Genomic DNA, 18,379 nt, shown 5'->3' with positions numbered 1-18,379 from the left:
AATTTTTCATAGTTTTAAGAAAATATCCTGTTTGTATGTTACACTACTTACAGTAAATTTCTAAAAATTTTTGAAATGTAATGAATTTGTTAAAATCTTTAACTGCAATGAGTTGTGTAACTGTTTTGTCTCGTATTCTGGGTTTTATGAGAGATACTATCATAGCCCGAATATTTGGAGTGAGTGTTGTGACAGATGCGTTTTTCATTGCCTTTAAATTGCCTAATTTATTAAGACGCATTTTTGCGGAAGGAGCATTTTATCAGGTTTTCCTGCCTATATTATCAGAATATCAATGTTGTAAAAGTAAAGAAGAAATACGAGTATTTATTTCTAGAGTATCTGGTTTGTTAATCGTTACTGTAACGATTATAGTGTGCATTGGATTATTAATAGCGCCTTGGATTATTATGATTATCGCACCTGGTTTTGATAGTTCTACAGAAAAGTTTTTTATGACTATTGAAATGTTTAGAGTGATGTTTCCTTATATTTTGTTAGTGTCATTGACATCATTAATGGGGGCTATTTTAAATGCTTGTAATTTTTTTTTAGTACCATCGTTTGCTCCTATTTTTTTAAATGTTAGCATAATAGGTTTTATGTTGTTTGCAGAATATTTATATTGTAATACTCCTATTATGGGAGTGGCTTGGTCAGTGATTGTGGGAGGGGTATTGCAGTGTGTATATTGTTTGCTATTTTTGAAAAAAATTAATATGTTAATTATTCCAACAATGCAATTTTATGATAATAGGGTTTATAGGATATGTAGATCAATGGTTCCTGCTGTAATCGCTGTATCAAGTAGTCAGATATCATTAATTATTAATACTATTCTCGCTTCTTTTTTGAGAGATGGTTCTATTTCTTGGATGTATTATGCTGATAGATTGATGGAATTACCTATTGGAGTGTTTGGTGTAACGTTAACTACCATTTTAGTGCCATATTTATCTCGTTTTATCTCAAATAAAAATTATGAAGATTATTTTTATTTGATGAATTGGGGGATGAGATTATGTTTTGTATTAAGTTTTCCTAGTGCTATTATTTTAGGGGTTTTTTCTGAACCTTTAATCACAACCTTGTTTAAGTATGGAAAATTTTTAGAATTTGATGTATTAATGACACAGTATTCTGTAATTGCGTACGCAATAGGATTACCTGGTTTAATTTTTACTAAGGTATTAACGTCTGGTTTTTATGCGCGCCATGATATTATAACTCCCGTATATATAGTTGTTATTGTACTTATTTTCACTCAATTTGTAAATTTAGTATGTATTAATTCATTGAAACATGTTGTTTTTTCTTTTTCTGTCACTTTGGGCGCATGGTTAAATTCAGGGCTATTGTATTGGAAATTTAAAAAAAAATACTTATTCCAATTACAACCTGGATGGTTATTTTTTTGTTGTCAAGTGTTTGTTGCTCTTTTTGTAATGTATATAGTTTGCGTGGGATTATTAACGTGTGTATCTCATTGGGATCAAGGCAATATTATTTACCGATTAATTAAAATAATAGGAATTTTGATATTGGTTAGTAGTAGTTATTGTGTAACGTTGTGGTGTGTAGGTATTCGTTTAAAAGATTTTATTTTTTTAAGTAAAGATTTTTCTTAATGTAAGAAAGATATATTAATTATCACATCGATCTTACTGTTTTGATTCCTAATAAATTTAATCCTTTCTTTAAAATACGAGCAGTAAACGATGCTAATTTTAATCTACTATATTTTATGCACGTATTGTTTATTTTAATAATGGGACAGTTTTCATAAAACGAGGAAAATAGCATAGATACTTTATACAAATAAGAGCATAACATGTGAGGAGAGCCTTGATCTGCAACTGCGCTAATCGTTTCGTCAAATTGAAGCAAACACGTTGCTAATGATATTTCTTCTTCAGTTTCTAATTGAATGTTGTGTTGTTCTAATTGAGCACTAGGTTGTTCAAATCGTTTAAAAATAGAAATGATTCTAGTGTATGCGTATTGTATATAAGGGGCTGTATTTCCTTCGAAATTTAATATATTATTCCAATTAAATATATAATCTGTAATACGATTTTTTGATAGCTCAGAATATTTAATGGCACCGATACTAATAACATGCGCTAGTTTATTAATTTCAGTATATTTTAAATGAGGATTTTTACTTGATATTAGACAACGAGCGCGTTCTAAGGCTTCATCTAATAATATTTTTAATTTTAATGCATTGCCGGATCGTGTTTTCAATGGTTTACCATCTTTTCCCAGTATCATACCACATATATGATGTTCTAATAATATTGATTTTCCTATATATCCTGCTTTGTTAGCAATTTCCCATGCTTGTATGAGATGTTGTTTTTGACGACTATCAGTATAGTAAATAATTCTATCGGCATGTAATATTTTACATCGATATTTTATGCAAGCAATATCGGTAGTGCTATATAAATAAGCTCCATCTTTTTTTTGAATAATTACTCCAAAAGGATCGCCGTGTTTGTTATTATAATTTTCTAGAAATACTACTGTGGCTCCATTACTTATGACTGCTAAGCCTTTATTTTTTAAATCCGACACAATATTAGGGAGCATGTCATTATAAAAACTTTCTCCTATAATGTCGCTTTTTTTTAAAGTAATATTTAATCGTGCATATATGTTTTGATTATTTGATATAGAAATATCTACCAAGCGTTGCCATATTTGACGGTGATATTTATCACCTTGTTGTAATTTTAGAACGTAACTTCTAGATAATTCTGCAAAAGTGGGGTTAATATCGTAAATTTTTTTAGCTTTTTGATAAAAATGTTCTAGAGAAGATAATTGAATAGTTCTATTTATTAAATATCCAGGCTGTGTATTTTTCTCTATGTAAGCGATAAGCATACCAAATTGGGTACCCCAATCTCCTATGTGATTGACTCGTATGACATTATGCCCTAAAAAAGATAAGATACGTGCAATGCTATCTCCGATCACGGTTGAACGTAAATGCCCAACATGCATTTCTTTTGCAATATTTGGACTAGAATAGTCAATAACAATGGTTTTGGGTATAACTGGGGTAATGCCTAAACGAGATACAGAAAAAACACTATTAATTTGATTAGATATCCATTTTGGACTTAAAAATATGTTAATAAATCCTGGTTTTTCAGTTTTTATTATTTGCGCAATATCACTTAAATCGATAAATTTTATAATTTTTTTAGAGAGTTCTTCGACAGGCATATTTAATTTTTTAGAGATAGTTATTAATCCATTGATTTGGTAGTTTCCAAATATTTTTTTTGTTGATTGTTTTACTTGTATCAAGTGATAAAAAGATTGATTCGTAATTGAAAATAAAGCGCGATGAATTTTTTTTATCAAAAATTTTTGAATGTTCATATAAATGTTTTAATATATATATATATATATATCTGATAGTATCAGAAAATATATTTTTTCTGTGATATAAATATAATTATATTTTGTAATTGTATAGATATTTTTAAGTGGTATTTGTATTTATGCGATATACTTATATTATATTTAATAAGATTTAAATTATTGAATCATTATTAATAATGGTATAGTTATATTATATGAAATTTTTTGTAAAAAAAATGAAATAGTAATAATTATTATAAGAACAATATATTTATGTTTATATATAGTTAAATGATCCAATTTTTATTTGTCATATGAATATATCGTGTATTAAATAAATATTATTAAAAAATTTTTATAAGTTTTGATTTATTTGTTTACATCAAAATATTTTTTACAAAATAAATAATATAAGTTACCAAGATTAATTTAAATAAATTTAAGTATAATGCAAGAAAAGTATTTAATAATATTTAATCAAATAATTAATATAATATTAGCAATATGAGTTTTTTATATGAATTATTATAAAAAAATCATATGTATTTCATGTTTATTACAATGTATATATGTTTATTAGTATTTTTTATAAAAAAAGATCTTATGTAATTAAATATTTGTGAGCAGAGGTTACACATATATATGCGTACTGCGTATTGTGGTCAATTGAATTTATCTCATGTGGGTTTAGAAGTTACGTTATGTGGTTGGATTAATAGATATCGTAATTTTGGCGGGTTAATTTTTGTTGATTTACGTGATAGAGAAGGATGTATACAGGTATGTTTTGACCGACATCAAAACAGAGAAACATGTATATCCGCTACTAAATTGAAACAAGAATTTTGTATACAATTAATAGGTACAGTTCGTATAAGACCTAAAAACCAAGTTAATTATGATATCCCTACTGGGGCTATTGAAATAGTAGCGAAAACTTTCATTATTCTCAATACTGCTGATCCGTTACCATTAGATATTAATCAAAATAATATTGAAGAAAATAGATTAAAGTATCGTTATCTTGATTTAAGACGTCCAATTATGTTGCACCGTATAAAAACTCGATCACGTATTATATCAATTGTTCATCGTTTTATGGAATTAGAGGGATTTTTAAACATTGAAACACCAATTCTAACAAAAGTTACTCCAGAAGGGGCACGTGATTATATTGTTCCAAGTAGATTACATACGGGTAAAAATTATGCTTTACCTCAATCACCGCAAATATTTAAGCAATTATTAATGGTTTCTGGTTTTGATAGATATTATCAAATTACTAAATGTTTTCGAGATGAAGATTTACGTGCAGATCGTCAACCAGAGTTTACTCAAATAGATATTGAGACTTCTTTTATGACAACACAAAAAATACGAGAACTTATGGAAATTTTTATTCGTATTATTTGGCGTGAAATTTTAAACGTAGAATTAGGAATATTTCCGCAGTTGACATATTCTGAAGTAATGCAACGTTTTGGCTCTGATGCTCCAGATTTAAGAAATCCAATAGAAATGATTGATGTATCGTATTTATTTAAGCCTATTCAAAATAGGTTCTCATTTGTGAGAACAAATAATACTGATATTCAGGTAGTAGCTATGAAAGTCCCTGGAGGTATAAAACTAACACAAAAACAGATTGATGAATATATTGATTATTCTAAAAAATGTGGTTTGCAGGAATTAATGTGGGCTAAGATTCAGTTTAGTAAAAATGACATGACTAAAAAAGAGATTCAAGGATCAATTATTAGTTTGTTAGATAAGTTTACATTAGATACTATTTTAACAAAAACCAATGTTACAAATAATGATATTTTGTTTTTTGGGTTGAGTGATGATAATAATCAATCTATTACGAAAATATTAAGTCCTTTAAGACTTAAATTAGGTAATGATCTTTGTTTAATCAAAAAGGATTTTTGGGCTCCATTGTGGATAATAAATTTTCCTATGTTTGAAAAAAACAGTCATGGTGAACTTGTATCAAAACATCATATGTTTACTTCTCCAAAACATTGTGATATTCAAACTTTACAGAAAGATCCGTTGTTAGCGACATCAGAAGCTTATGATATAGTGATGAATGGTTGTGAGATTGGTAGCGGATCGGCTCGTATTCATTCATTTGATGTACAACAATTAGTATTCAATATTTTAGGTATTACTAAAAATGAGCAGCAAGAAAAATTTGGGTATTTAATGGATGCATTAAAATATGGGGCGCCTCCGCATGCTGGTTTAGCGTTTGGATTAGATCGATTAGCTATGTTGTTGACTGGGGCTCAGAGTATTAGAGAAGTTATCGCTTTTCCTAAAACTACAGCAGCAGTAGATTTGATGGTTAATACACCTGATTAATCAATATGTCATCAAGTATCGATATTTGCTATTATACCACTTTATATATATTAGTTACGTTGGTAAATTATTTAAAAAGATTGTTTCAGATATTTTGAAATATAAAAATAATGCATGGATTCTTGTATTCGTGCTTATTTATTAGAAACTATATAAGTAATATGATGTTTTATTGATGAATGGTATTGACATTGAAGTCATTTTTATTATTTTCTGTAATATTTTATTTTAATTTTTATCGATAATAACTTTCTCTTCTTAGAGATTGTGTAATATAGGCTATTGATTAGTGCGTAGTATTATAGTTCGTTCTATGAAGTTATTGTATCGTTATTTTTATAATCATTATTTTATAATGTTATCGGTATTTCTGTTAATGATTATGGTTATGGCGATTTGGGAGATTTTTATTCCGTGTATTTTGAATAAAAATAAAAAAAATTTTAATAAGATATTGCTTATGCAGCAACGCGAGCCCTATCTATGTGAAATTATAAAAAATGGAAAATTTTTTGATAGTGTAATGGTAATTTCTAATATTTTGAAAAAACACTCATATTTTGATAAATTATCTAAAGAAACAAATGTATATAATTACATAGTATCTCAGAATGATGTATTGAGTAAAATTTTAATAGAATATAGTAGTCAAGGGATCGATGTATCTGATATTGTTCTTTTACTACAACAGTATCCAATATTAAGACAAGTAAGAACAGGTCAAATACTTTCTTGGGCAATAATCACAAAAAAAAAATTACAATGTTTAATTTGGGATATTTTTCCGCAAGAAACTCGTGTGTATAATCGTATTCATACTAGTTTTACAGAAGGTATTATTAGAATTTTAAATCAATTGAATGATGGATTATTTTATGAAATTTTGTTTATAGGTGAATTAAGTGGAACATTTATTGATAGCGCTCGTTCTTTAGGCATAGAAGAAAATTGCATCATAGATATGGTGAATGCATTCAAACATCAATTAGATTTTCATAAATTGCATCAGGGAGATAGATTTTCTGTATTAACATCCATGATGGTGAATGATGATCATAGCATTAGCAGCAAATTAATTGGCGCGAGATTATTTACTTCTGGTCAAGATTATTATGTATTTCGTGCAAATAACGGTAAATTTTATGATCGGGAAGCTGTAAGGTTAGGAAGAAATTTTATACGACTTCCTACATTAAAACCATTTCGTATATCTTCTAATTTTAATTTAAACAGATTAAACCCTGTAACTGGACAAGTATCTCCTCATGCTGGAGTTGATTTTGCTGTTCCAATTGGCACTCCTGTTTTGTCTGTGGGAGACGGGGAAGTTATTGTAAGTGCATATAGTAAAATTGCTGGTAATTACATAGCAATTAGACACAATCGTCATTGTATAACTCGGTATATGCATTTGAAAAAGTTGTTAGTTAAATCTGGACAAAAAGTTAAATTAGGTGATAAAATAGCGTTATCTGGAAATACAGGTCGATCGACAGGCCCTCATTTACATTTTGAAATATGGATGAATCATCGTCCCGTAAATCCATTGACAACTCAAGTATTAAATGTTGAGAAGCTATTGGGAGGTGAACGAACAACATATTTAAATCAAGTAAAGGAGGTGATTCCTCGATTATGTTTTAATTAGATATATTTTAGTTTTATAATTTTTATACTAATATATACAAATTTATTTAAATTAATTTGTAATTTTTACGATGCTTTACAAGCAAAATATAGTATAAGTTTTATTTAGAGCAAATATTATGCATATTATGTGCAATGCTATATGTGTTTTTATTTAATTTTTTAAAAGATATTTTTGTCATAAATAATTATTCTACTTGTAAAATATGACTCACATTGATTACATCACACGTGTTGTGTATATCAGTTTGTATTATAACTACTAAATCTCCAGATAGTAGAAATCCTTTGTCACGTAATAAATTGCTGACATATTTAGCGTCTGCTACATTGTTATCTGTTCGTTTAAAATAAATAGGAATCACACCTTTATAAAGAGTAACTATATTTAAAATGTGTTTGTGTTGGGACAGTGCAAAAATAGGTAATTTTGAACTAATGCGAGACATTAATAACGTAGTATTCTCGCATTCAATCAAAGCAACAACAGCGCTTACTTTTTTTAGGTGGTTCGCGGTATACATTGCCGATATGGCGATAGCTTCTTCGATATTGTTAAATTTTTTTTTTTGACTAATATATGGCGGTGTTAAAAAACTGATGTTTGAAATTTTTTCGGCACCTAAACATACATTAGCCATAGTTGATACAGTTTCAGATGGATATTGACCTGTAGCAGTTTCAGCAGATAACATAACTGCGTCAGTGCCATCTAATACCGCGTTAGCCACGTCCATTACCTCTGCGCGAGTAGGCATGGGATTGTGAATCATAGATTCCATCATTTGAGTTGCAGTAATGACTGCGCGATTAAGAGCGAGCGCTCTTTGTATTATTTTTTTTTGTATACCTACTAGCTCTGTTTCTCCAATTTCTACTCCTAAATCTCCTCGGGCTACCATAACTGCATCTGATGCGCAAATAATATCGTCCATTGTTGCGTCTGATGCAACTACTTCTGCGCGTTCTATTTTAGAAATAATTTTCGCATGACTACCAGCATTGGTGATTAACTTTCGTGCATAATTTAAATCTATGCTACTACGTGGAAATGATATGGCTAGATAGTCAACTCCAATTTGAGCTGCGGTAATAATATCAATTTTATCCTTATTCGTTAATACTTTTGCCGAGAGTCCTCCTCCTAATTTATTTAGTCCTTTGTGATTCGATAATATACCTCCAATAATTACTTGGGTATGTATTTTAGTATTATGGATTGTTATAACTTTTAACCGAATTCTTCCATCGTCTAATAAAAGCAAATCCCCTGGGTGTACGTCTTGGGCAAGTTCTTTGTAATCAACACCTACGCATTGATGATTGCCTGTGTTTTTTGCCATCATAGTATCAAGTAAAAAGTTGTCTCCAGATTTTAAATATATTTTGTTACCTTGAAAAGTTGAGATACGGATTTTAGGGCCTTGTAAATCTCCGAGAATAGCAATATGTTTATTTAGTTTAGAAGCGATTTTGCGTACTTTTTTTGCTCGGACAAAATGTTCTTTTGGTTCTCCATGAGAAAAATTTAGTCGTACTATATTTGTTCCTGAGACAATTATTTTTTCAAGGTTATCATCTTTATCTGTAGCAGGGCCTAAAGTAGCGATAATTTTAGTTCTTCTTAATTGTTGTAACATAATAGTTCCTTATATGGTTTAAATATAAATAAGAAATAATTAAAAGAATAGTGATCATTAATCATATTGTTAAAATATTGTAATCTATATTATTTTAGATTAAATCTTAATATATTATATGATAATATATGATTATATATAGAATATTCGTTCTAGATATCTGCAAAATAATTAGTGATATATTTTGGAAATATTAGTAGTTTTAATGTAATAAAATTTAATATTATATATTTAAATAGTTGTTTATTAATCAGAGAAATATATAGGCGATTACGTTGTAGATGGATATTTGTTGTGCTTCAATATAAATAAATGATTTAATTGTAACCATTCTATTACATTTCAATTTAGTTATTATAAGATATGTATTTTATATATTCTCTCGATGAGAATATATAAAATTTTTGATATGTAGTTTAATCATATATCTTCAAAAATTATAAAAAGTATGCTAAAAATACTAAAAATACAAATATGATTAGTATCAATATTATATATGATATCTGATCATACAGGTGATGACTTTGATAAATTCAAATTTAATTAAGATACTTATGTTTATATTTTGATTAACTATTATAGTTAATATTTATTAGCCTGCCTATATATGATAGATATTAAAATTTATATTCATATAACTAATATATTAGAGAATAAATATGCGATCCAGATCTATTACTCAAGCATGTAATTTAATTATTTTTGGAGCAAAAGGTGATTTAACGCGTAGAAAATTGTTGCCATCGTTATATCAATTAGAAAAAATAGGTGCTATTCATCCTGACACTCGTATTATAGGAGTGGGTCGTGCAGAATGGAGTTTAATTATGTATATTGAAGTTGTGTATACTGCTTTGCAAACATTTATGCAAGAACCTATTGATGAGTCGTTATGGTGTATTTTTAGAGCACGACTTGATTTTTGCAATTTAGATGTTCACCAAACTGAGCGATTTGTTTTTTTATTAGATAAATTAAAAAGTATAGATATGGTAACAGTAAATTATCTTGCTATGCCTCCTGATACTTTTGGGGTTATATGTAAAGGATTAAGTACTATTGGATTAAATAAAAAATCAAATCGGGTAGTTGTGGAAAAACCATTGGGCACTAATTTAGCTTCTGCTCGTATTATTAATGCGCAGATATCAGAATATTTTGAGGAAAAACAAATTTATCGTATTGATCATTATTTGGGGAAAGAAACAGTTTTAAATTTGTTGGTGTTACGTTTTGCGAATTATTTATTTTCCGCAAATTGGGATAATAATACTGTTGATCACGTCCAAATTACTGTGGCAGAAGAAGTAGGCATTGAAGGGCGTTGGAAATATTTTGATTCGATAGGACAGATGCGTGATATGATACAGAGTCATTTGTTACAGATTTTGACTATTATAGCTATGTCGCCTCCTGCTAATTTAAGTGCCGATTGTATTCGAGATGAAAAAGTTAAAGTGCTTCGTTCGTTGAGGAGAATTGATTGTAGTAACATACATGACGTTACAGTGCGTGGACAGTATACGTCTGGTTTTATTCAAGGAAAACCAGTTTTAGGGTATTTGGAAGAAAAGGGAGCTAATAAAAGTAGTAATACTGAGACGTTTGTATCTATTTGTGTCAATATAGATGATTGGCGTTGGGCTGGCGTTCCGTTTTATTTACGCACCGGAAAGAGGTTACCGACTAAATGTTCTGAAGTTGTAATTTTTTTTAAAAAACCAATGGTCAATTTATTTGCTGATTTGTATAAAGATTTGCCTAACAATAAGTTGACCATTCGATTGCAACCAGATGAGGGTATAGATATTCAAATTTTGAATAAAGTACCTGGGTTGGGTTATCAGCATCGGTTACAAGCTACTAAATTAAATTTAAGTTTTTACGAGGCTTTGTGCTCAGAACATATAGTTGATGCATATGAGCGTTTATTATTAGAAACGATGCGTGGGATTCAAGCGTTATTTGTTCGTCACGATGAAATAGAAGGTGCTTGGAAATGGGTTGATTCTATCATACAAGCTTGGGAATTGGAAAATAATGCTCCAAAGTTATATCAAGCCGGCACTTGGGGGCCTGTAGATTCTATGACAATGATTGCTAAAGATGGTCGTTATTGGAATGAATATAAATTTCATACGTAATAGTTTTTTGAATTATAGTGATTATTAATTTTTAATATTGTTAATTGATAAAATTTTGAGACTATTGTTGTTTTGTAAAAAGATATTTATTCCAATGGGTGTTGGTTTTTTTTAACATTCATAGAAAGAATTTTTCTATATCATATAAAAATTCTTTCTATTTGAGAATTATGAATATGATTAAATAATTGCCTAAATACTTAGGTATCTTTACTAAAGAGGCAAATGATTTTTTTATGATACGTATTATATTATTTTCTGTTACTAATTTATTAGTAATGATACTATTTGGTAGTATACTGAGTTTATTAGGATGTTGGTCATCTACTACGTTTGAATTGATGAGAATAGCCGGGATATTTGGTTGTGGAGGAGCTCTTATTTCTTTATTTTTATCTAAATCTATAGCTTTATCTGCAGTTAATGGCGTGATCATTAATAAAGCATCTAATGATATAGAACATTTATTGTTAAAAATTATATGTGATCAAGCCAATAAATTAGATATTGTAGCGCCACAGTTAGCTGTTTATAATTCTGTAGATATGAATGCTTTTGCTACGGGAGTAAGAAGAAATGCGGCATTAATAGCTGTTAGCACTGGTCTTTTAAAAAATATGAATCAAGAATCACTTAAAGCTGTTATTGCTCATGAAATGAATCATATCGCATCCGGCGATATGATTACCATGACTCTTATTCAAGGTGTAATTAATACTTTTGTGATTTTTATATCGCGCAGTTTTGCTAAGTTGGTCGCTTATTGGGCTTCGTTTATGCATGATCAAGATGATTCAGAATTCGATACCTCTTGTGATCATCGCGGCGAGATAAATAGTGGTTCTGCAGTGTATATTATAGTTTCAGCGTTTTTGGAGATTTTATTTGGTGTACTTGCTAGTATCATCGTATTTTGGTTTTCGCGTCATCGTGAATTTTATGCGGACGCTGGAGCTGCTAAATTAGTAGGATGTAGAAGTATGATTTTTGCTTTACAAGAATTGCAGAATAGTTATGAACCTAAAATGTCTAATAGTATTGCTACATTATATATCAATAGCGTAAAAAAAAATGTATTAAGTGATTTATTTGCATCGCATCCTTCTTTAGATAAGAGGATAGAAGCGTTACGACATGGCACTTATTTAAATAAGTCATCTTATTTCTTATAAATAAATAGTTTTGATTAAAGATAAAAGTGATTGTTTTGTAAGTTTTTATAAATGATTATGTCATATGATTTACAAAATAAAAAATAAATGCTACATTATAAGTGACATTTATTGTAGGTTTAATTTTTTTTCAGAAATATTTATTTGCATTTAATCACATTACCAAAAATAAAGAAAAATTTGTTTTATTTTTAATTTGTATATGGTAGAAGTAATGATTATGGAGTATTTTTTATTTATGTCTAATTTAGACTCAGTTATTAATTGAATGAATTAGTTTGTATGAAAGTATGTGTATTATATTGTTATTTCAGTATATTTATGGAGTTTTTATTGGGTTTTTATTGTGTATAATAGTATTATGAAAAATAAATTAAAATTTTTTATATGTTGTTAGTAGGATCACATAATTATATAATTATGTGATGAAACGTCAGGTAAACCGAGATATGCTTCCGTATATAAGTAGTATTTTGATAACTTCAGTAAAGAAAGTGTTATGTGTGAATAATATAATTTCCTCTTATTTGAATGTTTCACGAGAATAATAACTCTGGTTTGTCTTTTAATCGCTGTTACGGCAAATGTAAACACTCTAAAGGAAATATGTAAGATGGCAAAGATTAAAGGTCAAGTAAAATGGTTTAATGAGTCTAAAGGTTTTGGTTTTATTACGCCGTCAGATGGTAGTAAGGATGTATTTGTACATTTTTCTGCTATTCAAGGAAATGGGTTTAAGACTTTATCTGAGGGCCAAAGCGTAGAATTTGAAATTCAAGATGGACACAAAGGTCCTTCTGCTGTGAACGTGACGGCTTTATGATGTATGCAAATTAATATAATTAAAAGGGTATTTTTAAAATAAACAGCGAGTATCATGGTACAAATTTACTGTTGATATGAAATGCATAGTACTTTTGAGGGTTTAAGAATATATACGGATATGATTATAAGATACAAATGGGGTACTAATGTGTTAATTTAGTAATTTTGGTAAGATCAGAAATAACGGATGATGGTTACTACTGTACTGGTGCTGTTGATACAAAAAATAAGAGAACCTAATTAATGATTTTGTTTTTATTTTTAGGTTCTCTTATTTTTTGTATCTTTCTCTTTTTTATACTAAAGACTTAATAGTCCTGTATAATATCCTAAAATCCCAATCCCGAAAAATCCCACAATAATCCATAGGGCATTTATTTTATTATTTAGTAACCACATACAACCAAATGTTAATAATAAAGGAATAAATCCGGGCATGAGTTGATCTAAAATATTTTGTACAGTTGTGACTACAGTATTTCCATCATTGTCAGTAATTTTAGAAAGTACACATGGCACATTTACATGTGTCCACTTATTAACTAATGCCCCCATAACAAATAAACCTAAAATGGAAGAACCTTCTGTTAGTTTTTGTAACACTCCTCCCCCCATATCGCTAACAATGCTAATTCCTTTTTTATAACCATACGTAATGCCATAATAACGAATGGTTAATCTAGCTGTGTTAAATAAAACAAAAAATAAACATGGACCTAATAAATTTCCGCTTATAGCGATTCCTGCTCCTAGAGCAGCGAATACCGGTCTAATTGTTCCCCAAAATATTGGATCACCTACCCCAGCAAGAGGTCCCATTAGTCCTACTTTTAGGCCATTAATAGAAGCATTATCTATAGTGGTAGCGCCATTAGCTTTTTGTTCCTCCATGGCCATAGTTACACCTAATATAGGGGCGGCGGCATAAGGGTGAGTATTGAAAAATTCTAAATGGCGTTTAATTGCTTCTTTTTGATCCTCGCCTTTTTTTGGATATAGACGTCGGATTACTGGAATCATAGAAAAACAAAATCCTAATGCTTGCATTCGCTCAAAGTTCCAAGATCCTTGAAAGATGTTAGAACGAATAAAAACTGCACGTATATCATTATTTTTTAGTTTTATTGTTTTTTTTGTGTTATATACTTTTTGAGGCTTATTAATCATGATAGTTACCTATTAATCTAATTCATCATCGAATTTATTTGAGGATTGAACAGTTGGATTAGAAACATTTTGTTTTATACTTTGATTATATCGTGGAGATAATTGGATGTATAGAATAGCCATAACTACACCAATAACACCTAAAGCAACTAAATTGAAATTAGTGAATGCTGTAATGACAAATCCCAGATAAAAAAAAGGCATTAAATATCCGGTCCGCATCATGTTGATAACCATGGCATAACCAACTACCACAATAATACCACCAGCGATATTTAAACCATTAGTTATCACTTCTGGAATTGCGTGGAGCATACGGTGTACAGTTTCAGTGCCAACAGAAATTCCAACAATAGTGGCTGGAATTGCAACACGCATAGCTTGTAACATAAGAGCTGTAATATGAAGCCAATTTAAAATTGTGATATTGCAGCGTTCTGCTGCTGTATCAGCGGCATGTTGAAATGCTACAGTAATAGTACGTACAATAATAGTTAATACTTGTCCTGCGGCAGCTAATGGAATTGCTAAAGCGATGCCTGCTCCAATCGGTTGTTGCCCTATGATGACTAAAATGGTAGAAATAATTGAAGCTAAAGCAGTATCGGGTGCTACAGCGGCTCCTATATTCATCCATCCTAACGCTATCATTTCTAATGTGCCTCCGATGATGATCCCAGTTTTTACATCTCCCAGAATTAACCCGATTAGCGTACATGCTATTAATGGTCGATGACATTGAAATTCGTCAAGTATTGAACCCATTCCGATAATACAAGACATAATGAATAACAAAACAATCTGAAGCGTGTTAATTTCCATTTCATTTTCCTAAATATATGAAAATAAAAATACTTTATTAGTGTAGTGTCACATGAGTAATTAAATAAAAATATACATATGTAAATTCATTAGGAATTATTTATTTTTTTTATTAATTGCATCATTTGTAATGATGGATCTGATGGTACTTTACGTGCTTCTAACTCAATGCCATATTGATCAAGTTTTTTAAAAGCTTCAATATCTTTATTATTTACTGATATAGCATTATTTATTTGTTTTTTATCTTTATAAAAAGCCATGCCTCCAACGTTTACTGAATTGATAGGAACCCCGCCTTCAACAAGACGCAAAACATCTGTAGGATTAGTGAACAACATGATAACTTTATCTCCAGCGTATTTAGGATTATTATATACACGTATAGTCTTATTGATATTTAAAACGTGAGCAGTTATTCCCGGGGGTGTTACTTGAGTTAGTAATGTTTTTCGGATCATATCTTTAGATACCTCATCATTTACTACTATGATACGTTTGATATTATATTCTTTAGCCCAACGAGTTACTACTTGCCCATGAATTAATCTATCATCAACACGTGCTAAACAAATTATCATGTGGTTTTTATTATTTTTATTTAATAATGATGGTGTGGCGGTGTTTGTAGTGGTATCTTTTTGGTTGGTCAAAAAACAATGATGAGTTAATGGGTATTTAACTGATTTTATGCTTTCATTACCAGATTTTAATGCAATCTGTACTAGTTCTGGAAAAGTATGGACATCGTTTCGCGTCATGAAAACTTCAATTAACATAGGGATGTTCATACCTGTAACGATATCATATTTTTCTTTGCTTAACACGATGCTATGAGCGGCATTAAAAGGACTTCCGCCCCAAACATCCACTAGGAATAATACACCTGTGTTCGTATTAAGATTAGATATATGTGCATTATATTTTTCCGTTAATATTTCAGCATTTTCTTCTGGGAGTAAATCAACCCATGCAACATTTTCTTGTTTTCCTACAATCATTTCAGTAGTTTCGAGTAATTGTTTAGAAACAGAACCATGAGCCCCTAATATAATAGCAATAGTCACTACTTTTTCCTCTTCTTTGACGTATTTTCAAGATATTCACTTCTTATTTTAAAGATTGTTACAATCCTTAAAATAAGAAGTGAATATCTTTAGTTGTTTATCGTATTATTTATGATTTATTTTTATGTTATATCTGGTATATAAACTAATATATCTTTGATATATAATAATAAAACTATATGTATAGAATATTTTGATTATTCCTTGGTTTTATTGCAATCAGTATAGATCAAAATAATTATTAAGATACTGCAAAAAAATAATCAACTATATTATACTGTTTTTTTATCATAATGATACGTTATCTTTAAAGTTAAAATATTTATTTTTAATAAACTGTAAGAGATATTTTCTGCCAACTACAATAATAGTCTTATTGTAGTAAGAGATATCTACATAATTTTAAGCGATATGTATTGATTTTTATCTAAACCTTCCCTACACAAGCTTATATTTTGATCATGTTTAATTTATTGTTTACAACTTCATTATGTAATCAAATATTTTAATATGTTTATATAAATATGCCATGAGATGATTTGTTATATAATATTCAATGGAGATTATCATGGAATTTTTAACGGATATATCAACGTGGATAGGTTTATTAACTTTAGTGATTTTAGAAATTGTACTCGGCGTTGATAATTTAGTTTTTATTACCATTTTAGCAGAGAAACTTCCAAAAAAGCAGCGTAAACGGGCATGTATTATTGGTTTAACATTAGCATTAATAATGCGCATAACATTGTTATCTTTAGTTTCTTGGTTTGCTACTCTTACAAAACCCTTATGTAAGGTTGCTAATTTTTCATTTTCTGGTAGAGATTTAATTTTACTATTTGGTGGTATTTTTCTTTTATTTAAAGCAACTACTGAATTACATCAACAATTAGAACATAAAGTACATAACCACACTAATCGTGGATATGCTAGTTTTTGGGTTGTAGTAATACAAATTGTAGTTTTTGATGCTATTTTTTCTCTTGACGCAGTAATAACGGCTGTTGGTACAGTAGAAAATTTAACAATAATGATAATAGCAGTTGTTATAGCGGTAGTAATGATGTCGTTGTTATCTCGTTTATTGACTAATTTCATTAGTAGCCATCAGACTGTAGTAGTTTTATGTTTGAGTTTTTTATTAATTATTGGTTTAAGTTTAATTGCAGAAGGAATTGGATTTTATATACCAAAAGGTTATTTATATGTTGCGATTGGATTTTCAGTGTTAATCGAATTATTTAATCAAATTGCTCACTGTAACTCCATGAAGGGTCAATCAACTAAATCAATGCGCGAACGCACTGCAGAAGCAATTATGAGATTAATGGGTAATGCTGCACAGTGGAATTCCACGATAGAGAAAAGTTCTTCGGTTTCTTTGGAAAAAACACATTTTGCTGAAGAAGAGCGTCATATGATTACTGGAGTGTTATCGTTAGCCTCACGTACCTTGCGTAGTATAATGACTCCAAGAAATGAGATTTCGTGGTTAGATTCTCAAAAGCCAGTACAAGAGTTATATTCTACGTTAATGAATACTCCTCATAATATGTTTCCAGTATGTAACGGTGAATTAGATCAATTAATAGGAATTGTTCGAGCTAAAGACTTAATGGTGGCCGTTGCTAAGGGGGAACAATTAGAAGCGTATGCTGCAGAAAATTTACCCGTTGTGGTCCCAGAAACTTTGGATGTTTTAAATTTATTGAAAGAATTGCGTCGTGCGAAAGGGAGTATGGTTGTTGTTTCTAATGAATTTGGTATTATTCAGGGGTTAATAACTCCTCTGGACGTTTTAGAAGCTATAGCTGGTGAGTTTCCTGACGAAGATGAAACACCAGAAATTGAGCAAATTAATAACGGATCAGGTTGGCTAGCAAAAGGTAGTATGGATTTGCATGCGTTACAACAGGCATTACAGGCTTATGATTTAGTACATGAATGTGATCATGTTGCTTCTTTAGCTGGGTTATTATTATCTCGTTGCGATCGTATACCAAAAGAAGGTGATATACTAACAATTAATAGATGGCGTTTTATAATTAGAAAAATGATAGAGTATCGTATTGAATCAGTAGAAATAGAACATCTTGCTTTTTCTGATGATATACGCCAGCAATAGTGTTGTGTGTATATAAATACAT

At 29.6% G+C, this 18,379-nt stretch carries 12 protein-coding genes; 7 read left to right on the top strand and 5 right to left on the bottom strand.

The window, feature by feature from the left end; translation table 11 throughout:
• Nucleotides 1-80: 80 nt before the first annotated feature.
• Nucleotides 81-1,628 (top strand): murein biosynthesis integral membrane protein MurJ, encoded by a 1,548-nt coding sequence (gene murJ / locus Bamer462_RS02355; RefSeq protein ID WP_500837522.1) that lies wholly within the window; start codon nucleotides 81-83, stop codon nucleotides 1,626-1,628.
• A 22-nt stretch (nucleotides 1,629-1,650) separates the two neighbouring features.
• Here the strand turns inward: murJ and argS are convergent, their stop codons facing one another.
• Nucleotides 1,651-3,396 carry an arginine--tRNA ligase gene (gene argS / locus Bamer462_RS02350; RefSeq protein WP_500837521.1) on the bottom strand — a complete coding sequence of 582 codons (1,746 nt, stop codon included), beginning with the start codon at nucleotides 3,394-3,396 and terminating at the stop codon, nucleotides 1,651-1,653.
• Between the two features lie 624 nt (nucleotides 3,397-4,020).
• Here argS and aspS point away from each other — a divergent pair.
• Together aspS and mepM are read left to right on the top strand one after the other, a co-directional pair.
• On the top strand, nucleotides 4,021-5,745 hold the full coding sequence (gene aspS / locus Bamer462_RS02345; protein WP_500837520.1) for an aspartate--tRNA ligase: 1,725 nt from the start codon (nucleotides 4,021-4,023) through the stop codon (nucleotides 5,743-5,745).
• 313 nt (nucleotides 5,746-6,058) lie between these two features.
• The gene (gene mepM / locus Bamer462_RS02340) at nucleotides 6,059-7,393 is read left to right on the top strand and encodes a murein DD-endopeptidase MepM (RefSeq protein ID WP_500837996.1); all 1,335 of its coding nucleotides are present in this window, start codon (nucleotides 6,059-6,061) and stop codon (nucleotides 7,391-7,393) included.
• Nucleotides 7,394-7,580: 187 nt separating this feature from the next.
• On the opposite strand, the gene pyk is transcribed toward mepM, so the two are convergent.
• Nucleotides 7,581-9,032 carry a pyruvate kinase gene (gene pyk / locus Bamer462_RS02335; RefSeq protein WP_500837519.1) on the bottom strand — a complete coding sequence of 484 codons (1,452 nt, stop codon included), beginning with the start codon at nucleotides 9,030-9,032 and terminating at the stop codon, nucleotides 7,581-7,583.
• Between the two features lie 659 nt (nucleotides 9,033-9,691).
• Here pyk and zwf point away from each other — a divergent pair.
• From zwf to cspE, 3 genes are all read left to right on the top strand, one after another.
• A complete protein-coding gene (zwf, locus tag Bamer462_RS02330) occupies nucleotides 9,692-11,176 on the top strand; it encodes a glucose-6-phosphate dehydrogenase (RefSeq protein ID WP_500837518.1) in 1,485 nt (494 codons plus the stop codon).
• Nucleotides 11,177-11,412: 236 nt separating this feature from the next.
• Nucleotides 11,413-12,348, top strand: a complete 936-nt coding sequence (gene htpX / locus Bamer462_RS02325) for a protease HtpX (RefSeq protein WP_500837517.1) — start codon at nucleotides 11,413-11,415, stop codon at nucleotides 12,346-12,348.
• A gap of 613 nt (nucleotides 12,349-12,961) precedes the next feature.
• Nucleotides 12,962-13,171: a transcription antiterminator/RNA stability regulator CspE gene (gene cspE, locus Bamer462_RS02320; RefSeq protein WP_011282991.1), complete on the top strand. Its 210-nt coding sequence runs from the start codon at nucleotides 12,962-12,964 to the stop codon at nucleotides 13,169-13,171.
• 302 nt (nucleotides 13,172-13,473) lie between these two features.
• Here cspE and Bamer462_RS02315 read toward each other — a convergent pair whose 3' ends face one another.
• The 3 genes from Bamer462_RS02315 to manX form a co-directional block, all read right to left on the bottom strand.
• Nucleotides 13,474-14,340, bottom strand: a complete 867-nt coding sequence (locus Bamer462_RS02315) for a PTS mannose transporter subunit IID (protein ID WP_500837516.1) — start codon at nucleotides 14,338-14,340, stop codon at nucleotides 13,474-13,476.
• Between the two features lie 12 nt (nucleotides 14,341-14,352).
• Nucleotides 14,353-15,162 (bottom strand): PTS mannose/fructose/sorbose transporter subunit IIC, encoded by an 810-nt coding sequence (locus Bamer462_RS02310; protein WP_500837515.1) that lies wholly within the window; start codon nucleotides 15,160-15,162, stop codon nucleotides 14,353-14,355.
• An 89-nt stretch (nucleotides 15,163-15,251) separates the two neighbouring features.
• Nucleotides 15,252-16,229, bottom strand: coding sequence for a PTS mannose transporter subunit IIAB (manX, locus tag Bamer462_RS02305; RefSeq protein WP_500837514.1), 978 nt, complete (start codon nucleotides 16,227-16,229; stop codon nucleotides 15,252-15,254).
• Nucleotides 16,230-16,797: 568 nt separating this feature from the next.
• Between manX and Bamer462_RS02300 the strand changes: the two genes are divergently transcribed.
• Nucleotides 16,798-18,357, top strand: a complete 1,560-nt coding sequence (locus Bamer462_RS02300) for a TerC family protein (RefSeq protein WP_500837513.1) — start codon at nucleotides 16,798-16,800, stop codon at nucleotides 18,355-18,357.
• Nucleotides 18,358-18,379 lie beyond the last annotated feature (22 nt).

The organism is Candidatus Blochmannia americanus (nom. nud.), assembly GCF_059934915.1.
This window is presented reverse-complemented; position numbering and strand designations above follow the sequence as displayed.

Coding starts and splice junctions, on each gene's coding strand:
- murJ (WP_500837522.1), top strand. CDS start 81: ATGAATTTGTTAAAATCTTTAACTGCAATGAGTTGTGTAACTGTTTTG.
- argS (WP_500837521.1), bottom strand. CDS start 3,396: ATGAACATTCAAAAATTTTTGATAAAAAAAATTCATCGCGCTTTATTT.
- aspS (WP_500837520.1), top strand. CDS start 4,021: ATGCGTACTGCGTATTGTGGTCAATTGAATTTATCTCATGTGGGTTTA.
- mepM (WP_500837996.1), top strand. CDS start 6,059: ATGAAGTTATTGTATCGTTATTTTTATAATCATTATTTTATAATGTTA.
- pyk (WP_500837519.1), bottom strand. CDS start 9,032: ATGTTACAACAATTAAGAAGAACTAAAATTATCGCTACTTTAGGCCCT.
- zwf (WP_500837518.1), top strand. CDS start 9,692: ATGCGATCCAGATCTATTACTCAAGCATGTAATTTAATTATTTTTGGA.
- htpX (WP_500837517.1), top strand. CDS start 11,413: ATGATACGTATTATATTATTTTCTGTTACTAATTTATTAGTAATGATA.
- cspE (WP_011282991.1), top strand. CDS start 12,962: ATGGCAAAGATTAAAGGTCAAGTAAAATGGTTTAATGAGTCTAAAGGT.
- Bamer462_RS02315 (WP_500837516.1), bottom strand. CDS start 14,340: ATGATTAATAAGCCTCAAAAAGTATATAACACAAAAAAAACAATAAAA.
- Bamer462_RS02310 (WP_500837515.1), bottom strand. CDS start 15,162: ATGGAAATTAACACGCTTCAGATTGTTTTGTTATTCATTATGTCTTGT.
- Bamer462_RS02300 (WP_500837513.1), top strand. CDS start 16,798: ATGGAATTTTTAACGGATATATCAACGTGGATAGGTTTATTAACTTTA.